The organism is Nonomuraea dietziae (assembly GCF_014195505.1).
In the GTDB taxonomy this organism is placed as follows: Bacteria; Actinomycetota; Actinomycetes; order Streptosporangiales; family Streptosporangiaceae; genus Nonomuraea; species Nonomuraea roseola.
In genome coordinates, this window is sequence record NZ_JACIBV010000001.1 from 4,778,405 (window position 1) to 4,799,326 (window position 20,922).

The following is a 20,922-nucleotide window of genomic DNA, read 5'->3' on the forward strand; positions in this document are numbered from 1 at the left end:
CTGACGATCGCGACCAACCTTGCGCGTTCGGCACCGATCGCGGTCCCGATCACGCCGATCCACTGAGGGCCACAAGTTCCGGAAGCCAGCCATTCATGCCCTGGCACGATGATCGTTGATGCCCCGCCGGGAGACGTTGCTGTCACTGGAGACCATAGTCCAATGGACCGGTCCGCCGGTCCGGGCTCCGGGCGGCCCGGAAACCATCGGCACGAAGGCATTTCGGACTGCCGCCTCAAGCAGAGCGGGCAAGGCCAGGAGCCTCCCGCCGACCTTCATCGAACTGTGAGACCAGACGAAGCCGGGAGCGCGTCGGTTGAGCATGACCGGAGCCGTGTGTTGCAAATCTCGAGGTTGCCCGACAAACGCCAAGGCCCGCCCCCATGAATCCGCCGAACCCCTGGTAGCGGGCCTTTCGCATGAGAGGACACGAGCCTCTGACCTTCTAGATCCGCAGGAAAGGGCAGGCGCCTCGTCAGCGGCCTCCACCCCTGCTGAAGCAGTGGGTACGGATTGATGCCACGTGATCGCGCGAGGCGGCATTACTGTACGGCGCTGCGAGTTTGGAGCCTGGGGCCTTAAGAGCACACCGACGCAGATCCCCCGCCCGGGGCGGCATCTGCGCCCAGAGCACTTCATCACAAGTGAGAACTGGACCGTCCCACCACCGGTCACGCCGCCACAGGCCCGCAAAGCTCCACGGCGACAGGGAGAACGGCTGCCCGCACCTGCACACCTTCGTGCGAGCGCCAATCTCGAGATAGTTCCTCAGAGATCAGGTGTCCACCAAACCGGGGCAAGACTACCGACCGGGTGCACCCTCTTCGACACTGCCCATGGGGGCTATCACGAAAGGCAGCTTGATCAAAGACTGTGTTTGCGTTGATCTGGATGATACCTCTGTGTCTGGAACATCCGTTCGAGTGGCCATGGCGACATGGCCACTCTGCTGTGTGCAGAGGAGTGTTACGTGACACTGCTGGTGCGAAACGGGGAGACAGCACCGCACTTACCCGGTCCCAGGCATCGGAGCAGACGCCTGGCGAGGGCCGCCGCCGCTGCCGTGGCTGCGACGATGGCCCTGAGCTTGGCCTCAGCTCCGTCCTGGGCGGAGCAGCACACCGAGCCGGCACCTGCGCCGAGTTCGGCGCCTTCGAAGCCGCAGGGCGGCAGTCCCGTGGTGGACGAGAAGGTGGTGGCGGCCAAGGCGAAAGCCGTCAAGACCGGCAAACGGGTCGCCTTACCCTCGCACTACACCGAGACCATGAAGGTGTGGGCCAACACCGACGGCAAGACGCTGCACGCTGAGCTGAGCACCGAACCGGTGCAGCTCAAAGTGTCCAGCAAGGACGGCAAGAAGTCCTGGCAGCCGGTCGACACCTCGATCGTGACCAAGTCCGACGGCGCGCTGGCGGCCAAGCTGGTCAAGACTCCGCTGACCTTCGGCGGCGAGGGTGACAAGACCCTGGTTACCGCCAAGGACAAGGACGGAACCGTCGCCATCGGCTGGAACAACAAGCTGCCCAAGCCGACCGTGGACGGAAACAAGATCACTTATCGGGATGTGGTGGCAGAGGGCGCCGACCTGGTGCTCACCGCCCTCCCGAACGGGTTCGCTCAGGACGTCGTGCTGCGTACGCGTCCGAAGAGCCCGATAAAGATTTCCCTGTCCGTCACCCTGCCCGAGGGCAAGACGTACGGCACCCGTGACGGCAAGCCCCAGCTCATGTCGGCGCAGGGCGCGGCGGAGAGCAGGCCACTGGCGGCGCAGGCGGTTGACGCCAAGGCCATCGAGTCGCCAGAACAGGGCAAGATCGGCAAGGTGGACACCTCGGTGACCACCGACGCCTCCGGCAACACCTCGCTGGTGCTGACCCCCGACGCTGCCTTCCTGGCCGATCCGTCGGTGGCCTACCCGGTGATCGTGCCGATGAGCGGGGAGTGGATCGGCGCGGGAGACTCCTCCGACACCTTCGTCTCCAGCGTGCAGTACCCCAACTCGGCGACCCTCTCCACCTGGCTTCGGGCGGGAAAGTCGGCCGATGGGGAGTTGTGGCGCACCTACCTGCGTTACGTGATCAATGGCACCCACCTGGACTTCGCCACCATCCACGACGCCGACCTGCGGTTGTGGAACTACCACGCCAACGGGTGCGGCACCAGTGTAGGCGTGGGCATCGTCGCGCGCCGGCTCACCTCGGCCTATCACTACTCCACCTTGACCTGGGCCAACCAGCCCTCCAGCACCGGCACCAACGCGGTGGTCAACACCGGCGGCTACAGCGCCACGCTGGCAGGCTGCTCGGGTAGCGGCGAGCTGTACTACTCGATCCAGGACATCGTGCAGCAGTGGGCCGACGGGACGTCGGACTATGGGCTGATGATCCGCGCCGCCACCGAGGGCGCCGCCGGAGCCAACTGGCGCCAATACCGCTCCGACCAGTACACCGGCGCGGACGGACGCGGCCCGGTGCTGTTCATCGACTACACGCCCGCGGACCGCGTCAGGGTGGTGTTCAACTCCAGCGGGGATCTGACGTCCTTCCCCACCTACGGCGAGGCTCTGGCGATGGAGGAGGTCCTGCTCGCCACCCCCGACACCAGCGTCCTCAGCACCGAACAGATCAGGGCGATCGAGACCCAGCGTTACGCGGAGACCGACAGCACCATCCCCGAGCTGCAGCCGCTGGAGGGGGAGAGTGACGAGTCTCCCACCAATCCTGACGTCGGTGACTCGGCTCCGCCGTCCGTCATCGAAACGACGCCGGCTGATGGCGCGAGCGACGTACCGACCGACACCGGCGTCACCGTCACCTTCAGTGAGGACGTACGCGGCGCCGACCTCGTCCTGAAGGACGCCGACGGCGGCGTCGTGGCCACCACGACGGGCGAAACCGGTGAGTACGGCAACGCCACCGTCACCTTCACACCCGGTCAGCCGCTGAAGTCCGGCACCGTTTACACCGCGACCGTCAGCGGCGCGACGGACCTGTGGGACAACGTCATGTCTCCGCATTCCTGGTTCTTCACCACGACGGGACCTGACACGACCGCGCCGACGGTGAGCGGGACCGACCCGGCCAAGGACGCCACCGACGTACCGGTCGCCACACCAGTGCGGGCCACCTTCAGCGAGCCGGTGTCCGAAGCGGAGATCATCCTCAAGGACGCGCAGGGCACCGCCATCACCGGCACCGCGGCGATGGACAGCACCAACAAGATCCTGACCTTCACCCCACAACAACCCCTGGCCCACAGCGCCACCTACACCGCCGAAGCGAGCAAAGCCAAAGACACCGCGGGCAACATCATGGCCACCCCGCATGTCTGGTCCTTCACCACGGCGGCGCCTGACACGACCGCGCCGACGGTGAGCGGGACCGACCCGGCCAAGGACGCCACCGACGTACCGGTCGCCACACCAGTGCGGGCCACCTTCAGCGAGCCGGTGTCCGAAGCGGAGATCATCCTCAAGGACGCGCAGGGCACCGCCATCACCGGCACCGCGGCGATGGACAGCACCAACAAGATCCTGACCTTCACCCCACAACAACCCCTGGCCCACAGCGCCACCTACACCGCCGAAGCGAGCAAAGCCAAAGACACCGCGGGCAACATCATGGCCACCCCGCATGTCTGGTCCTTCACGACGGTACAGGCGCCATCGGCTCCGAAGACGATCGCGTTGCCGGTGCAGACCGACACCTGGCTCGATGACCAAGGGACGGTCGGCCCTAATGGCCCCACTGTGTGGGCGGGTGCGTACGGCAGTAGCGCTCCGAGGGCCATCGAGCGGACCTACCTGAAGTTCGACACCTCGGCGCTGGCGGGTAAGGCGATCACCGAGGCCAAGCTGGAGCTGTGGAATTCGGCTTCCTTCGGTTGTGGCGCCGCCGACTCGGGTCTCAAAGCGCAGCAGGTCACCGGGGCGTGGAGTGCCGAAACCCTGAGTTGGCGCAATCAGCCGCAGACCACCACCAACGGCGAGGCGCTCGCCAAGGACCCCGGCGGATGCATCGGCGATTCGCCGCCGAGCGATGTCGCGTGGACCTGGCCGGTAACCGACATCGTGCGGCGCTGGGCATCGGGCCAGGACAACCACGGCCTGCTGGTGCGCGGGGTTGACGAATCCAGCAGCGCCCCCCAGTACGACCGCGGCTTCCACGCGTCGGAAACCGAGGAGGCCGAGGCCCATCCGCCGACGTTGAAGGTGACCTACACCGACAACGCCGGTCCCAGCCCGACTCCCACGACACCTCCCCCCGGTTCGGACACGACACCGCCGACGATCCTCGCGGTGGAACCGGCCGACGGAGCCGAAAACGTGCCGGCCGACGCCACGGTGAAGGTCACCTTCAGCGAGCCGGTGACCAACGTGAACTTCGTCCTGACCGACATCGACGACGAGGAGGTTCCCGGCAGCGTCACGATGAGCGCCCGTAACACGGTGTTGACGTTCACGCCGGACGAACCGCTGGACTTCTACTACCGGGCTGAGATCACCGCGGCCTCGGACACCGCGGGCAACGCCATCGAGGAGCCCTACGGGTGGACTTTCCTGGCCGGCTCGGCGGAACCACGGCAACTACGCGCTACGGCCAAGGCCCCGTTGTCCATCGACAGGTTGTGGACCCGCTCCTCGAAGGCTGAGGAGGCCGTCGTACCGACCACGGCTCCGGAGCTCATGGTCAAGGTGTCCGGCCGGTTGACGCGACACTCCACCGTGGAAGTCGAGGTCGAGCACGACCCCGGCGCCCGGTCGCAGGGCAAGGGCAGAATCTGGTCCGGAAGCGCAGAGATCGCCGCTGGATCTGTGGGAATCGCTCGGGTGCCCGGCGGGAAGCTGAAGGACGGGTGGCAGGTGCGATGGCGTGCCCGCGCCACATCGGCCGCCGCGGTGTCCTCGTGGACGGAATGGCAGTCGGTCAAGATCGATCTCGGTGACTCCGGCCAGGCAAGCACTCCGAAGAAGGCGGAGGCCACCGCCGTACAGAACGCCGATTTCGACTATGAGCACATGAGCCTTGAAATGTGCTCGGAGGGCCGCCGGAACGCGCCGCAGCCGAATGCCAGCTTCGGCTGGCAGAAGTCCTCCCGCTACAACGCCTGCTGGAGCAAGCTCATCGGCGTCGGCGACTACATCAAGAAGGGAGAGTACGTCCGGCCGCAGGTGGAGGACGGCTATCTCGTGGAGGCCACGACCGTCTACCACACCTACCTGGGGACCGCCGACGGCGCGGGGGTGATCGGCGGAACGGGCCTGACTCCGCAGACGATCTCGATGTGGACCCGGCTGGGCAACATCGTGGCGTACCTCGACGGCAAGGAGATCCCGGCCGACAAACTCGACGAGTACCGGATCGGCCTGGTGATCAGCTCGAAGGGCGAAAGCGGCTCCACGTGTAACCTCACTCCCGCCGTCCTCAGCCAGATGAAAGCCAAGGGCTGGCAGGAGTACGCGGACGGCATCTACACGTTCCGGGACAGCATCGCCAAGTTCAAGGCCAGCGGTGACACCTTCTTCCGCTTCTACTCCGACCCCGACAGCGACCGTGTCAGCACCTGCACGCTTCGTCCCCGGCTGTACAACACCCTGGACGAGTGGGACTCGGACGGCGAGGTCGACGAAACCTGGGACAAGCAGGCGATCCCGCTGTGGAACACCGGCTGCTTCGACGACAAGGGCTTGGACGTGGGCAAGGTCATCGGAACCACACGCGTCTGCGGTGGCCCCAGCCACGCGTACGCCCCGACCACCCGTTGTGACGAACTCACCCTCGGACAAGAGGACGAGGACCCCCCGAGCACGGTGAGAGCGGCGGCGAACAACACCTATGGCGTGCACACCGGCGCCTGCATCTTCACCGTCACCCCCGTCTTCACGATGTCGAAGAGCGCGGCGACAGCGGCCGGGAAACCCATGGACGCGGTCATCGACCATATCGCCGACGCCCTGAAGACACCGGACAACAAGAACACCTGGCCCTACAAACTGGTGAACAACGTGCGCCAGGTCAAGACCATCCCGGGCAACGCCGACGTCCCGGGATCGAATCCACTGACCCGCCTCCTGGGCAAGAAGAACGCGGATGAGAATCGGAAGAAGTTCAACTGGGAAAGGCAGGTGAACGGCCATCTGACGAAGGGCGAATGCGACCTGTACTACTGGGAGCTGAACCCGAGCCTGAAGTGGGTACAGCACTACACCCAGGCCGGTCTGCAGTGCGATGAGTTCCCCTTCGCCAGCACGTACCAAGGAAAAGTGGGGAACGACTACTCCGTCAGACCCATCAATGGCCTGCAGAACAGGAACCATGGATGGACCTGGCTCAGAACCTTCTATTCGAGAAATAGACTCGCCGACAAGGACCCCTTCTTGGTGAGAACCAGAAGCTGAACCGGACCTCGGCCCTCTGTCACTCGGCAGAGGGCCGAGGCGGTTCGCCGCCCGTTCTGATACGGAATAATCGTCCCCGTCCATGACATGCCGATCCGAGGGAGCGTCATGACCGAGCCTCTACCGGCGGGATGGTCCGGAATCGATGGGCATGGATGGGCTGACCTCGCGGCGATCCGCGCCAGGCTGGAAGCGGGCGCCGACCCCGACTCGGGCGTCTACGCCTTCGGCGGTTACGAGGGAAGGCCCCTGCACTTCGCGGCCGAATGGGGGACTCCTGAGACGGTGGCCGAGCTGGCCCGTCGCGTCGACGACGTCGATGCCGAGTTCGACGACCGGACCGCCCTGTGGACGGCGGTGTTCGCCCATCGCCTGGACAACGCCCGCACCCTGGTCGCCGCCGGTGCGGACCCCTGGCGGCCCATGATGGCCGGATGGTCTCCTGGACGGCTCGCCCTCGCCGGTCCGACCCCGGACCTGTTCCCGGTTCCCGCCGGGCACCCCGGCCTGACCCCCGACGAGGCCGCGACGGCCGCGGAGGCGCACCGGCTGATCGCCGCGCTGGCCGACATCGACGACTACATGGGTGTGGCCTGCGTGGCGGATCTCACCACGACTGAGGCTGCGCGGCGTCTGGAAGCCCGACCGGTGGACGACACCACTATGGAGCCGGTCCTGGAAGATCCTTGGGCCGATCCCGACGCCCATCTGGGAATCGTCGGAATCACCGACGTCCCCGGTGGATGCGTCGTCACCCAACCCTGGGGGTACGTCCCCTCCACTCCCGAAGTGACCTTGCCGTTGTCCGAGGGAACGGTTTGCTACAGCCTGTTCGCCAACCCCAAGAGCGGCGACCAAGGACTTGTCAGCCGCGATGGAGCGATCGAGGACTCCGACACACTTCCCGGCGGCGGCGACGCGGGCGGACACCTGACGGCCGACGAGATTCTGGCCGAATACCTCTACCAGGGCGAGGCCGTGGCATATGTGTGCGCCAAGGCAGGGCTGCGACTGCCCGACGCCCGGGCCATCATCGGCCCGCCGGATCTGTGGGTGCGCCTGCCGGAGCGAGACCGCTGAAGCCGGATGGTCAGGCCCCGGGCCCACGGGCGAACCGGGCTGGTGGCGACCCAGGTGATCACGGGCCGAACGCCCACGACACCATCACCGGGAACTCCTCCTGCCAGAACGCACCGCCGTGCGACCCGACCCGCTCCGTCATGACAACGTCCGCGCCCGCATCGCGCGCGCGACCGCCCACCGGGCCGCGTTCTCCAGAAAGAACGGCTCCAGCGTCCCAGCGACGAGGTACACGCACGGAACCGTACGAGGCATCACGTGAGGTGGCCGGAACCCCGCGCCCGGTGAGGCGCAGAAGACCGCATCGTAGATGTCAGGATGCCCAAGCGCCATCGCGAGCGCCAGTTCTCCACCCGCCGAGACGCCGAACACCGCGGTGCGTTCGGCGGGGAGCATGACAATAGAGGGGTTCCCAAACAGGCACCAGCCTGGAGCGCCTTCACCATTCTTCGAGCTCGGCCGCATCCGGGTACAGCTGGCTGACCCTCCACGCAGCGTCCGGCCTCGTCGTCCACACATCCCACGAACTGCTGTCGAAGGCGCGAAGGCGAACATCCGACACCGACGAACTAACCCCGCGTCCTATCGCTTCTCCGTCTATAAGCTGAACACGAGCGTCGAATCGGCGGAGGACCTCAGCGGAACTCAGCCACGCATCCGCAGAAACCTCGACCGAGGGATTCGACCAGTCAATGATCATCCGCCACTCATATCCCGCAACAAGAGGGCCCAGAGTGGCGAGCAGCTCCCCGAGCCCCGGGTAATGGCCGTCACGCCATGCTGCGAACGAGAGCATCCGCGTCTCTGTCATCAGACCCCGTAGCTGTAGTTCGCTGCTGTACAAGATCGAAAAGGCCTCTTCCCGATCAAGGAAGAGGCCTTTTACATGCGAGCCGACGAGGGGAATCGAACCCCTGACCTTCTGTTTACAAGGTCCAAAAACGGCCTCCAGGATCATTCAGAGCCGTTCGCCCTGCTGTTCGCCGGAACTCCGGCCGTTCAGATCCGTCCGGCCCAGTTCGTGATCGTCCGTTCGGGTGGCTCCCAAGGTGGCTCCGGGGAAGCACTCATCGGCGTCCCAGGACGGGGAATCGCTCCTCCACCGCAACGAGCGCTTCCACAAGCGGCGGGAGGTCTGTTTGGTCCAAGCCCTCGACCACGAAGTGAAGGGTGTTCCGCATCCCCGGATCATCGGCCACGATCCCGGAGACCGACAGCGAGCCTGTGGGATGACATTCGACGGTGAGCTCTATCCAATGTTCGGTGGAGGAAAGCGTGGCGCTCCCCCCGACCTGTGCGTAGAGGCGCTCCAAAGCCACTCGGAAGTCGCGGAGTTCATCGACTCGAAGCCCTGCGTCGATCGTGGCGGTGAACCCGCCGATGTGTACATAGATGGGCGAGGTCAGCCAGTTGCCGTCCCAGAAGTCGGTACAGCCCGGATGCATGCGGTCGAGGACCTGGATCCGTACATGATCGGACTGCTCGTCCCGACCGATGATGATCTCCGCGTGATCCATGCGGCCACTTTCTCCGAAGATGCGATCATGAAGCTATGACGTCGATCAGAAAGGGCCATGCCGCGTAGGCGCCCTTCGGCGGTCCGCACGCGGGAATCGGTGTGCGAACCCCCCAGAGCTTCGATCCATGATGTTCCCGGGCTCGGGCGCCAGGCCATGGCGGCAGTGGTCGCCCTGGAACACACTCGCATGCGGCCCGGGTGAGGTGGCTGCGGCGTTACTGGCCTGGACGCAGGCGGTCATCCCCTGCACCCTCGACCGGATCGCGCCGACCTGCATGTGTCCTGAGTGCTGTGGAGACGAGCCCCGCCGGCGACTCCAACAGGCGCTCATCGCAGTGCCGCGCTGGGCCAGATCCCACCTGTACGCCGTGATCCTCCCCATCCCGCGGCCAGTAGTTCGCCGAGGAATGTCTCCAGGGGCATGCGCTGGCAGTGAATTGACATCCTGCCGTTCGCCACGGACAGGTCGCTCCACTCGTGGCTGTAGTAGGAGCCGCCGAAGTGCCGCCAGTCGGCGGTGGGGTGGCAGGTGGAAATCAGGAGCCATCCACCGGGTCGCAGAACGCGGTGTAGCTCGGTGAGCATTTGTGCGCGGTTCCTGATGTGCTGGATGACGAGGGCGCACAGGACCCGGTCTTCGGCTCTTGGTGTGCTGCCAGGAACACCTGCAAGCGCTGCTAACTCAGAGCAACAGAATCACGGCTCAGTCCAGCAGGTCCGGACGTCGGTTGTTGAGGACGCGGCGAGCTGTCACGAACCGCTCGTGAAATTCCTTGGCGACTCGCGCCGGTAGCGCTGACGAAGGACGCGGTCGAGATCTCCGGACCTGTTGACGAAGTCGTTCAGCGATCTGCGGTCGATGTCGCGAGCTCCGCGATGCTGAGCCGCTGGGTCATCGGACCCTCCGCGGTTCCAGGCTACGCCGACAAGACGGGACAAGGCGGTCGGATGTGACAACTTTGGACGAAGAATCTTCATCTAACGCGCCGTGGACGCATTGAGCGCGGGGGATCCGCAGCACATCGGGGATTACTGGCTGGCTGGACGCCTTGGTTCGGGCGGACAGGGAGTCGTGTACGAGGCCTACGACCCCGAAGGACACAGGGTCGCCATCAAGGTGCTGCACGCGTCGGACGACGGCGGCAGCCGTGACCGCTTCGTCAAGGAGGCGACTGCGGCCGGCCGGGTGGCCTCGTTCTGCACGGCCCGGGTGCTCGCCACCGACCTGGAGGGAAGCAAGCCGTACATCGTCTCGGAGTACGTGGCAGGGCCGAGCTTGCGCAAGGCCGTGAACGAGGGCCGCAGGTTCGCCGAGGACGACCTCCACCGGCTGGCGACGGCGATCGCCACCGCGTTGACCGCGATCCACGATGCGGGCGTCATCCACCGCGACCTGAAGCCGGACAACGTGCTGCTCGGCCCGGACGGTCCGCGCGTGATCGACTTCGGCATCGCCCGTACCCTGGACATGTCGCTGACGAGGACGGGCGAGATCTCGGGCACGCCCAGCTACATGGCGCCCGAGGTGTTCATCGGGCAGCGCGCGGGAGCGCCCGCCGACGTGTTCGCGTGGGGTGCCGTCGTTGTGTTCGCCGCCACGGGGCAGGATCCGTTCAAGGCGGACAACCTGGGCGGCGTGATGCACCAGGTGCTGTCCTCCGCACCGGACCTGAGGGCGTTGCCGCCGCGGCTGGCCCGGCTGGTGGCGGCGGCGATGGCGAAGGATCCCGCCGCCAGGCCCGCGGCACGCGACCTGCTGCTCGCGCTGGTCAGCGGCAACGCCGCCGACACCAGGGGCCTGCTGGCCGCGGGCAGCCGCTCGGCGCAGGGCGTGCACGGGTCCGACCAGGGTGATCCGGCGCTCGGCACGATCGCGGAGGACGCCTACGCGGCACTCGCGCCAGAGGAGCGCGACCTGGCCGCCGAGGTGTTCCTGCGGATGGTGACCGTGGACGAGGACGGGTACGAGAGCGGACGGTGGGCCTCGCGCGAGGAGCTGTACGGCGGGCGCCCAGAGCGCGAGGCGGCGGCGGTCGAGCGGATCCTGCGGGCGTTCTCGTACGTGGTGACCACGAAGGACACCTCGGTCGCCCTGTCCAGGCCCGCGCTGCTGAGGGCCTGGCCGCGGCTGCGCATGTGGGTGGACGCCGACCGCGATGGCCTGGCCGTACTGGGCCAGATCTCCGCGGCGGCAGGGCGCTGGTCCGACAACGGCAGGCGGGACGGCGACCTGCTCCAGGGCAGCCGCCTCGAGCAGGCGCTCAACTGGGCGGCGACCGGTCGCCGTCACGTGACGCTCACCCCCGCCGAGAGGGACTTCCTGCGGGCAGGCACCGAGCTGACCAGGAAACGGACCCGCCGCAGGACGTTGACCACGATCGCGCTGGCCGGGCTGCTGGTCGTGGCCATGGTCGCCGGAGGGCTGGCCGTCTATCAGCGGCAGCAGGCCACCGAACAGCGCGACATCCTCACCGCCAAACAGGTGGCGACGGAGGCCGACCGGATGCGCACGACCGACCCGGTCAAGGCGATGCTGCTGAGCGTGGCCGCCTGGCGGGTCTCACCGCAGTTGGAGGCCCGATCCAGTCTCATCGCCTCCCTGCAGCAGCAGGAGACGGCGGTCTTCCGCGATCCCCTGGTCAAGGGCCTTGCCCACCGCGCCCTCAGTCATGACGGCCGCACACTCGTCAGCGTCAGCGAGGCCGGCGTGAACGTCTACGACGTCCGCACCCGCAAGCGCACCGGTGGCTGGGCCGGGCTGAGGCTGAAGGACGGAACTCCTCAGGAGCCGGCGCTCAACAAGAGCGGCCGCCTGCTCGCCCTGACGATCGGTTCAGAGCTCGGAGTCTGGGACCTCACCTCGGGCAAGCAACTGGTGCGGCGGTCCCTGTCGGAACGCGGCGGGTTCAGCGCGATCTGGGGTGAGCACGAGTCGATCCTCACCGTGATGTACCAAGGTGACATCGTCTACCTGTTGGACGTGGCGACCGGCAAGCAGTTCGGCAAGGCTCTCTACACGGACGGCGGCACGGTGCCGTGGCAGCCTCCGCTCGTCGATCCGACAGGCAACACCTGCTGCTGACGGGTGGGCGCTTCGACGAGCTGGCGCTGCCGGACTGGACCCCGGAGCGGCGCCTAGCGCCCTGCCGCACTCACGTGGACGTGGCGGCTTTCACCCCGGACGGCAAGACCATCGCCTGCGCGGCCGCCACGATCGCGCTCGTCGACGCGGCGACCGGTCGTGAGCACAAACTGGGCGATGACGACTGGGCCTGCGACATCTGCACGAAACCCGGGGCCCAGCTGCGCTTCAGCCAGGACGGCGACTACCTGGCCGCCTTCGCTGCACGCGAGCTGCGCGTGTGGAAGGTCGCCGACCGGAAGCAGATCCTCAGCTACCGGGCCGAGGACGAGCTGACCGACCTTCGGTTCGACCCCGACGGCAGGACCCTGCGCTACCTCTACGACAACATGGTCATCAGCCTCGACCTGTCCCCGAGAGCCGGCGCCACCCATGTCAGGAAGGGAGTGGCGAAACTCAGCCCCGGAGGACGGTGGGTGGCGATGGAGGATCCCGATCAAAACCGCCTCGGCCTTTGGGACCTGCGCGGCCGCAAGGAGGTGGCGACGTTCCCGCTCCGCGAATTCGGGGCATGGGGATTCGACCGAACCGGCACACGTATGCTCATCGCCGACATCACGAGCGTGCGGCTGATCGACCTCGCGACACGCAAGAAGCTCTGGCAGATCTCCACGCCCCACACGAACACGAACAACCCCGAACGTGTCGACTTCAGCCGGGACGGCAAGACGATCGCGCTCACGCTCCAGCCATCCTCCCAGGAGGGCAGCTTCCGGCTACTCGAGGTGGATACCGCCGATGGGCGCGTCCTGCGCACGTTCAGCTCGCAGATCGGCGGCGGGCCGTACACGCCGGACGGGCGCCTCGCCTCGACTTTCGGAAGGTTCATCGACCTCACCACCGGCAAGCCGGTCGACGCGGCCTTCGATGTCGTACGCGGCGCCTCGGCAGTGGCCGTCAGCGACCAGGGGCGGCTGGCGTTCAGCGCCGGTCCGGCCGGCCGCATCGCGATGTGGACGGTCCAGGGGCCGGCCCAGATCACGCCGGTCCTGCGCGGGACGACGGGTGAGATCGCAGAACTGGCCTTCTCCCCGAAGGGCGACCTGCTCGCCAGCGTGACCATGGAGGGCATCCTCCAAATCTGGGACGTCAACGCCATGCGGCGGCTCGGCGGCGCGTTCAACCTGCACGGCTCCCAGATCACCTCGCTCGCCTTCAGCCCGGACGACTCCACCCTCTACGCCGCCGACTGGGGTTCCGTCTACAAGATCCCGATCGGTGCCGAGCGGATCGTCCAGGACGTGTGCCGCCGTGCCGGGCACACGCTCTCCCCGGCCGACTGGGCTGCCTTCCTCAAGGACGTGCCCTACCGCGACATCTGCCCGACCAGGCAGCCATAGTGAGCTGGTCTTGAATGCACGGGTCACCATGAGGCGCATCCTGTTCGATTTCCTGCGTGTGGCGATGCGCATCCTCTGCCAATCTCAAATCTCAGTGAGATCCCAAGAGACCCGCAAGGTCCCACGACAAGTCACCAGAGCCTCGAAGGCTGACATCGCTGAAGGAGCAGGGCCTCGCATGACCATGAGGCGTCCTGCTTCATGTCTGCTCAGTGACGCGGTGGCCGAACAGCAGCGACGCAATTCAGCCCGTCAGGAAGGACGGCGCTTCGCCAACCCACTCCTCGCTCAGCCTCACTCCGGTGGCGAGCTCGATGGCCGTCAGAGCGGCAGCCCGCCAGCTTTCCCCCTCTCCCAATCGAAACAGGGAAGGACCGCCTGCACCTGCGGCCACCGCTCCCAACCAGGCAGCCACATCGGCCAGAGGTGAAGGTGGAGCTCCCCACTGGAAGCACCACCTTCGCCTCTGGCCCCTGGTCTGCTGGGCTTGTCCTGGGGCGATGGTGACGGGACGATCAGGCTTCCACCTCAACCACTGACCGCCTGGTGTTCGTCGAGATCATCCTTGATCCCGAGGCCCCCGCCGGAGGCATAACAGGGTCCGGGTAGTAATCGATGAAATCCAACGCCGCTGGTAGGAGTCTCTCGAACTCCCATAAGTCCCATGCAGATCGGGTCGCTACCGCCCCTGCTGCGCCAGTAGGGCTCGCTCCTCCGTTGGAGAGAAACCATTCCGCAGGGGTGGTTCACCGCGCTCGCGATCCCAGGCCAATACGTCGGCCGCCGTCACCTCCAGCGGGGTCGCGGGCATGCCCGCCGCACGGGCCCCGCGCCGAGCTGCGCTGCTGCGTTGGCCAGTTCGTCCGCACCAGCGGGAACAGCGGTGGCACCGCGTCGGGTGACACCGGCACGATCTCGACTTCAGTGCCCGCCACCCGCGCACAGGTCTCGATGAGTGCCACGAGCGTGGTCGGCTCAGCAGGACCCACCGCGTTGAACGCGCCGGGGCGCTCGTCAATGAGCAACCGCACCACCAGGCGAGCCAAGTCGCGCGAGTCGATGATCTGCACCGGCTGCTTGGGGTCTGCGGGCAGCGCCACCGGCCCGCCGTGCGAGGCACGTCGCACCCAGTACGTGAACATGTCCGATGGGTCGTGTGGCCCGGCCACCTTTCCCGGCCGCACGATCGTCGCTCGCGAGCCGTACCGGGCCATCACATCGTCTTCACATGCCACCTTGAGCGGACCGTAGGTGTCGTCGTCGAGCTCCTCGGTGTCGCGCACCTGCGGCCGACGCGGAGCGTCCTCGTCCGAACCCGGCCCCACGCCAGTGCGCTGATACACCGCGTGGCTTGAGATGAACAGGTATCGGCCAACCCGGTCCCGGAGCGCGTCCATCGACTGCGCGACGTGGCGCGGCACGTAGCCGCTGACGTCCACGACCGCGTCCCATGTGCCATCGTGCAGTGCTGCGTAGTCGCCGATGTCGCGGTCGCCGATGAGTCGGGTCAGCTGGGGGAACAAGTCGGTCCCGGTCTTGCCTCGGCCGAACAGGGTCACCTCGGCATCGGCGCGCAGGCATCCTCTACGATGGCGCGACCCACAAAAGATGTACCGCCAAGAACAAGAATCCGCATGGCCAGCGACAGTACCAAGAGGAATCACGAAGGGCTCTGAGGAACTGGTCAAGGTGGAGCACCCACAGGCCTAGCCAAAGACCCGTTCGGAGTGGCGCGGCCGGCGGAATGCCGTAGGCACCCGAAGGGCGAGCGCAGGCGAGTTCGGCCGGCGGCGCCACGGCGGAAAGTCATCCCCGTTGCTGTGCTGTTGAGATCAGTGAACCTGATGAGTTCGTGCCTCTGCGCAGCCCGAGTGGCGGGCGCGCGCGATAACGGCCCCCAGACCCGCACGCGTAGCGTGCGGGTCACAAGCTCGGGCCGCGTGGCGGCGTGGCCGATCACCGTATGGGCGTTCTCGTCCTCCTGGCCCTCCTCTTCGGCCTGCGTCGTGGGGAAGCGCTCGGGCTGATGTGGAGCTCCTTCGACGCGGACGCCCGCACACTTCGCGTGACCCACGCGGTCAAGCGGATCAAGAACCGCTCCCCCAACGCCACGACACGGACGAGAATCGTGATCAGTGAGCTCAAGACCAAACGCTCCCGCCGTACCCTCTGCCTCACACCAGAGCTGATCGAGGTGATCAGGCGTCACAGGTCCGCTCATCATCAGGAGCGGCTCCAGGCCGGCGAGTCCTGGACTGAGCATGGGCTGATGTTCCCAACTTCTTTCGGCAACCCGTCCGACCCGGACACCTTCTCGCACCTGTTCTCCAGGTTGGCCAGGAAGGCGGGCCTCGGTCACTGGCATCCGCACGAGCTGCGCCACTCCGGCGCCTCGCTCATGCTCGCCCAAGGCACTCCGCTGCACGTCGTCTCCGAAGTGCTCCGCCACGCCAGCATCGCGATCACGAAGGATGTCTACGGGCATCTGCTGGAGGGCGAGAGGCGCGCGGCAACGGAGGCCATTTCGACCGCCCTCCTGGGGAAACAGTCTCCGGTGGCTCCCAACGACAAGGAAGACACCGGATGAAGCACCGAAACGACAAGGCCCCTGATGGCGTAATGCCTGTTCAGGGGCCTTGTCGTTTGCAGAGCCGACGTGGGGAATCGAACCCCAAACCTTCTGTTTACAAGACAGATGCTCTGCCGATTGAGCTACGTCGGCACGGCCCAACAGTCTAGACGCTACCGCCGCCGATGACGAGCGACCTCGTACAACGTCACCCCAGCCGCCACCCCTGCGTTGAGCGACTCCGCCGCCGCATGCATCGGGATGCGGGCCACCACGTCGCACTGTTCGCTCACCAACCGCGACAACCCCTTCCCCTCGGACCCGACCACCACGACGAGAGGCTCCTGAAGGAGCTCCACCTCGTCGATGTCGACACGGCCCGCGCCGTCCAGGCCCACCACGAACAGGCCCGCCTCGCGGTACTCGCGCAGCGCGGCCGTCAGGTTGGACGCGCGGGCGACGCGGAGGTTGGCGAGGGCGCCCGCCGAGGTCTTCCATGCGCCGCCGGTGACGCCGGCCGCCCTACGTGAGGGGATGAGCATTCCGTGCGCGCCGAAGGCCGTGGCCGAGCGGGCGATGGCGCCCAGGTTGCGCGGGTCGGTGACGCCGTCGAGCGCGACGATCAGCGGGACCTCGGCGGCGTCGTGGGCGATCTCGAGGAGCTCGGAGGGGTGCGCGTAGGAGTAGGCCGGGATCTGCAGGGCGACGCCCTGGTGGACGGCGCCCTCGGTGAGCCGGTCGAGCTTGTCGCGGCTGACCTCGAGCAGCGCGACACCGTTGTCCGCGGCGACCTTGATGGCCTCGCGGACGCGGTCGTCGTTGTCGATGCGCTGGGCGACGTAGAGCGCGTTGGCCGGGACGCCCGCCACAAGCGCCTCGAGGACCGGGTTGCGCCCGCCGATGTACTCGGGCGCGTCCTCGGAGCGCTTCTGCCGTACCGGAGCCTTGGAGGAGGCCCCACCCCGATCCTCGCGGGCGATGCGCTCACCGCGCGCCTTGTCCTTGTACCAGTGCCTCATGTGCGCAGGCGGAGTCGCGCCCTTGCCTTCCAGGGACCGGCGTACGTTGCCACCTGTGCCCTTGGCCGGTCCCTTCTTCTTGGAGGGCCTGCCCGACGCTCTTCCACCTGCTGCCATGCAACCAAGGGTACTAGCGGGACAACTCCCATCGCGCCCCGTGCGGAGTGTCCTCGACCGTGACGCCCGCCGCGGTGAGCCCGTCCCTGATCGCGTCGGCGGCCGCGAAGTCCTTGCGCGCCCTGGCCAGGGCGCGCTGGTCGAGGGCCACCTTGACGAGCGCGTCGACCACCGGACGAAGGCCGGAGTCGCCCGTGCGCCACTGCGGCGAACGCGGGTCGAGGCCCAGGACGTCGAGCATGGTCTGGGTTTCGGCCAGCAGCCTGGCCACGGCCTCCTTGTCGCCGCGCGCCAGCGCCACGTTGCCCTCGCGCACCACCTCGTGGATGACCGCGAGGGCCTGGGGCGTGCCCAGGTCGTCGTCGAGGGCGTCGACGAAGGCCTGGGGCAGGGGCGCGTCGGCGTCGACGTCGTGGATGACCTCGGCCGCCCGTGTGACGAATCCCTCGATGCGCTGGTAGGCGGCGGCCGCCTCGAGCAGCGCCTCCTCGGAGTAGTCGATCGAGGAGCGGTAGTGCGGCGCCGCCAGGTAGTAGCGCAGCTCCACCGGCCTGACCCGCTCCAGCAGGTCGGGGATCAGCAGCGAGTTGCCGAGCGACTTGCTCATCTTCTCGGCGCCGATCTTGAGCATGCCGTTGTGCATCCAGTAGCGGGCGAACCCGTCGCCGGCGGCCTGCGACTGCGCGATCTCGTTCTCGTGGTGCGGGAAGATCAGGTCGATCCCGCCGCCGTGGATGTCGAAGGTGGAGCCGAGGTACTTGGTGGCCATGGCCGAGCACTCCAGGTGCCAGCCGGGACGGCCAGGCCCCCACGGCGTGGGCCAGATCGGCTCGCCGGGCTTCTCGCCCTTCCACAGCGCGAAGTCGCGCGGGTCGCGCTTGCACGACTCGTCGTCGGTGTCGCCGGCGGCGCGCATGTTCTCGAGCTTCTGGTTGGACAGCTTGCCGTACTCGGAGGCGTAGGACTGGACGTTGAAGTAGACGTCGCCGCCCGAGGCGTAGGCGTGGCCGCGCTCGATGAGGCGCTGCATGAGCGTGACCATCTCGGGCACGTGCCCGGTCGCTCGCGGCTCGACGGTCGGCGGCAGGCAGCCCAGCGTGTCGTAGGCCCAGGCGAAGGCGCGCTGATTGCGCTCGGCGACGACGAACCACGGCACGCCCTCGGCCGCGGCCACCCGAATGATCTTGTCGTCGATGTCGGTCACGTTCCGGCAGAACGTCACGTCGTAGCCGGAACGCGTCATCCAGCGCCTGAGCACGTCGAAGTTCACACCGGAGCGGATGTGCCCGATGTGCGGAGGCGCCTGCACGGTGGCCCCACACAGGTAAATCGACGCCCGGCCGGCTTCGACCGGAACGAATTCACGGATGGCGCGCGTACTGGTGTCGTATAGGTGCAGGCTCACGAACGCAAGGCTAACGCCTCACCCCGCCTCACAGGCCGAAGAATCAGCCCCTGAGAGTCACCTTCTCGGCACGGATGCGTACGATCAGGCGCTCGTTGCCGGGCGTGTCCTCCCACGGCTTGCCCGTGTACTTGTGCGAGAGCTCCTGGATCAGCTCGCCGGTGGGGTCGTCCTCCATGACCACGCGGCCCCGCACCTCGGCGTACCGGAACGGGTTGGCGGGATCGATGACGAGGATGCTGGCCCTGGGCTCGCGCGCGAAATTACGCGGCTTGCGCCGTCCCTTCACCGTGGAGAACAGGATGTCGTCCCCATCGGTCCGCACCCAGACCACGCTCGACTGCGGTCCGCCGTCGGGGTTGATGCTCGTCACTGTGGCGTAGTTGGCGGCGTCGAACAGCTTACGTACGTCCTCGTTCATGAACACCATTGTTCTGTAGGCTCGAACCCGCCATGGATGTGACTCCCCCCTCCGCTCTGCGCCGCATCGGCATCGCGCTCGCCGGGCTCGCCGTCGCGGGCCTGACCGCCGCCGCCTGTGTCCTCTCCTTCGACGACCTGCGCGCCCTCGCCGTTCTCGGTACGGCCCGCGCCGACCTCGCCTATCTTTACCCCGCGGGCTTCGACGCCCTGCTGGTGGTCGCGCTGATCAGCGTGCTGCTGCTGCGCTCGGGGCGACTGCTCGTGCGCGCCCAGGCGGCCGTCGTGCTGGTCCTGCTCATCGTGGCCGCCGCCACCGTCAACGTGCTCGCCGCGGTCGGCGGTCTCGGCCGCCTGCCCGCCCAGCCGGTGGCGGTGGGCGTCGCGGTCACGCCGTGGGTGCTGCTGGCGGTGGCGCTGTGGCTGTGGCTGGTGCTGATCAAACACGTGCAGACGCGCCGCGCGACCCCCGACGAGCCAGGCGGTACGGCGGAGCCCGACATCCTGCCCTTCCGCGGACATCGTGAGGCGCCTCCCCTGACCGGCTCGGCCGAGCAGGAGCCCGAGCCGACCCCGGTGATCGGGCCCACCGCTGCTCCGGAGACGCCGCCGGTGTCGCAGCTCCCCTCGATCCCCGAGCCCTCCATCCCGGTGTCGGAGCGTGTCGCCCGATGGGAGGCCGAGTCGCACAGGAGGGTCGAGGCGGAACGGCGCGCCGTACCCGAGCCACGCCTGGACCCCGACCCCCTGGATCTGGAGCCACGCCCGGACCCCGACCCCTCGGGCCAGGCGCCCGCAGGCGCTCCCGGCACGGCGGAGACCCACCCGGCCGGCCACCCAACGGACGGCCACCCGACGGAGGCCCGCCCAACGGACGGTCACCCGGCGGAGGCCCGCTCAGCGGACGCCGCCGCGGAGGAGCCCGTCCGAGCGGATGACGCCGTAGAGGCGGCTCGCGCCGCCGAGGAGGCTCGCGCGGAGGACGCTCGCAGCGCCAAGGCTCAGGCGGAGGCTCGCGCTGAGGAGATCCGCGCGGAAGCTCTCCGGGCAGAGGCTCTCCGGGCAGAGGCTCTCCGGGCAGAAGCTGAGGAGGCTCGCCTGCGGGAGGTCGCCCTGGAGGAGGCTCGACTGCAGGAGGAGGCTCGCAGGGAGGAGATGCGGCTGGAGGAGAGCGCGCCGGTGACCTGGGAGGCCCCGGAGGACGCCACCGCGCCGCACCACCCTCTCTCGCAGGACGACACGGCCCCACATCACCTCCCCTCGTCGGATGACACGGCGCCGCACCACATCCCCTCGGCGGCCGCGCATTCAGAAACCCAGGAGCCATCGGCAGCCCCCCGAGCCGCCGAAGTCGAGCCCGCCCACGAAGCCGCGCCCGCTCCTGAGCCCGTGCCTGAGCCCGAGCCCGCGCCCGAGCGGCGGCGGCCCGTTCGCTGGGGGGATCTGCGCAGGACCCCGCCCGCCGACGTGCTCGTCCACCCCCGCCCCGACGCCAACCGCGACGCCGACACCCAGCCCGTCCGCGTCATCACCGACCACACCCCGAACCCTCAGAAGACGTTCGCCGTGGCCGACGGCCCCGACCCTGGCCACGGCCCCGAGGCGGCCGACGAGACCGAGCCCACGCACGGCCCCGCCCAAGCCGGCCCGCATCCCACCGGAGATGCCACAGCGCCGCAGGACCCCGGCGAGCCTCCGGCACCGGACCGTGCCGCGGACCCCTCCGCTCCGTCCACCGGGGACTCCACGGGCGAGCACGACGCGCCGTACGCCGACGCCCCCTCAGGACGCCGACGCAGCACCCCACGCCCACCCGAGGAGTAACCCTCGAGCCCGCCCCGGCGACGGAGTGGCCCTCGAGCCGCGAGTGGTTCAGGCCAGGAGGCTCTATCAAGCCCAGGCGACCGAAGCGGC

At 67.7% G+C, this 20,922-nt stretch carries 14 protein-coding genes and 1 tRNA gene; 6 read left to right on the forward strand and 9 right to left on the reverse strand.

The window, feature by feature from the left end:
- The first annotated feature begins 1,180 nt into the window (after positions 1–1,180).
- Both FHR33_RS22595 and FHR33_RS22600 read left to right on the forward strand, forming a co-directional pair.
- Positions 1,181–6,397: an Ig-like domain-containing protein gene (locus tag FHR33_RS22595; RefSeq protein ID WP_183651137.1), complete on the forward strand. Its 5,217-nt coding sequence runs from the start codon at positions 1,181–1,183 to the stop codon at positions 6,395–6,397.
- Between the two features lie 108 nt (positions 6,398–6,505).
- A complete protein-coding gene (locus FHR33_RS22600; RefSeq protein WP_183651139.1) occupies positions 6,506–7,477 on the forward strand; it encodes an ankyrin repeat domain-containing protein in 972 nt (323 codons plus the stop codon).
- Positions 7,478–7,615: 138 nt separating this feature from the next.
- Here the strand turns inward: FHR33_RS22600 and FHR33_RS49180 are convergent, their stop codons facing one another.
- The 4 genes from FHR33_RS49180 to FHR33_RS53330 all read right to left on the reverse strand — a co-directional run bounded on the left by FHR33_RS49180 (position 7,616) and on the right by FHR33_RS53330 (position 9,623).
- Positions 7,616–7,873 carry an alpha/beta hydrolase-fold protein gene (locus FHR33_RS49180; RefSeq protein WP_221241202.1) on the reverse strand — a complete coding sequence of 86 codons (258 nt, stop codon included), beginning with the start codon at positions 7,871–7,873 and terminating at the stop codon, positions 7,616–7,618.
- A gap of 43 nt (positions 7,874–7,916) precedes the next feature.
- The gene (locus tag FHR33_RS22610; RefSeq protein ID WP_183660642.1) at positions 7,917–8,435 is read right to left on the reverse strand and encodes a hypothetical protein; all 519 of its coding nucleotides are present in this window, start codon (positions 8,433–8,435) and stop codon (positions 7,917–7,919) included.
- Between the two features lie 109 nt (positions 8,436–8,544).
- The gene (locus FHR33_RS22615; protein WP_183651141.1) at positions 8,545–8,994 is read right to left on the reverse strand and encodes a WapI family immunity protein; all 450 of its coding nucleotides are present in this window, start codon (positions 8,992–8,994) and stop codon (positions 8,545–8,547) included.
- Positions 8,995–9,323: 329 nt separating this feature from the next.
- Positions 9,324–9,623, reverse strand: coding sequence for a class I SAM-dependent methyltransferase (locus FHR33_RS53330; RefSeq protein WP_183660239.1), 300 nt, complete (start codon positions 9,621–9,623; stop codon positions 9,324–9,326).
- A gap of 361 nt (positions 9,624–9,984) precedes the next feature.
- Between FHR33_RS53330 and FHR33_RS22625 the strand changes: the two genes are divergently transcribed.
- Positions 9,985–12,078 (forward strand): serine/threonine protein kinase, encoded by a 2,094-nt coding sequence (locus tag FHR33_RS22625; protein ID WP_312895669.1) that lies wholly within the window; start codon positions 9,985–9,987, stop codon positions 12,076–12,078.
- On the forward strand, positions 12,033–13,478 hold the full coding sequence (locus tag FHR33_RS22630; RefSeq protein WP_183651145.1) for a WD40 repeat domain-containing protein: 1,446 nt from the start codon (positions 12,033–12,035) through the stop codon (positions 13,476–13,478). Before FHR33_RS22625 ends, FHR33_RS22630 begins: the two co-directional genes overlap by 46 nt.
- A 746-nt stretch (positions 13,479–14,224) precedes the next feature.
- Here the strand turns inward: FHR33_RS22630 and FHR33_RS22635 are convergent.
- Complete coding sequence (locus tag FHR33_RS22635; protein ID WP_312895670.1) at positions 14,225–15,037, reverse strand: NAD-dependent epimerase/dehydratase family protein; 813 nt, start codon at positions 15,035–15,037, stop codon at positions 14,225–14,227.
- A 404-nt stretch (positions 15,038–15,441) separates the two neighbouring features.
- Here FHR33_RS22635 and FHR33_RS22640 point away from each other — a divergent pair, with 404 nt between their 5' ends.
- Entirely contained in the window at positions 15,442–16,065 is a 624-nt protein-coding gene (locus tag FHR33_RS22640) for a site-specific integrase (protein WP_183651147.1), read from the forward strand.
- A 62-nt stretch (positions 16,066–16,127) separates the two neighbouring features.
- Here FHR33_RS22640 and FHR33_RS22645 read toward each other — a convergent pair.
- The 4 genes from FHR33_RS22645 to FHR33_RS22660 form a co-directional block, all read right to left on the reverse strand.
- Positions 16,128–16,200, reverse strand: a tRNA-Thr gene (locus FHR33_RS22645).
- A 20-nt stretch (positions 16,201–16,220) separates the two neighbouring features.
- Positions 16,221–17,183 (reverse strand): 23S rRNA (guanosine(2251)-2'-O)-methyltransferase RlmB, encoded by a 963-nt coding sequence (gene rlmB / locus FHR33_RS22650; RefSeq protein WP_183651150.1) that lies wholly within the window; start codon positions 17,181–17,183, stop codon positions 16,221–16,223.
- Positions 17,184–17,196: 13 nt separating this feature from the next.
- Positions 17,197–18,588: a cysteine--tRNA ligase gene (cysS, locus tag FHR33_RS22655; RefSeq protein ID WP_183651154.1), complete on the reverse strand. Its 1,392-nt coding sequence runs from the start codon at positions 18,586–18,588 to the stop codon at positions 17,197–17,199.
- A 43-nt stretch (positions 18,589–18,631) separates the two neighbouring features.
- Positions 18,632–19,009 (reverse strand): PPOX class F420-dependent oxidoreductase, encoded by a 378-nt coding sequence (locus tag FHR33_RS22660; RefSeq protein ID WP_246452047.1) that lies wholly within the window; start codon positions 19,007–19,009, stop codon positions 18,632–18,634.
- Positions 19,010–19,041: 32 nt separating this feature from the next.
- Here FHR33_RS22660 and FHR33_RS51840 point away from each other — a divergent pair, with 32 nt between their 5' ends.
- The gene (locus FHR33_RS51840) at positions 19,042–20,832 is read left to right on the forward strand and encodes a DUF2637 domain-containing protein (RefSeq protein ID WP_183651159.1); all 1,791 of its coding nucleotides are present in this window, start codon (positions 19,042–19,044) and stop codon (positions 20,830–20,832) included.
- The last annotated feature ends 90 nt before the right edge of the window (positions 20,833–20,922 follow it).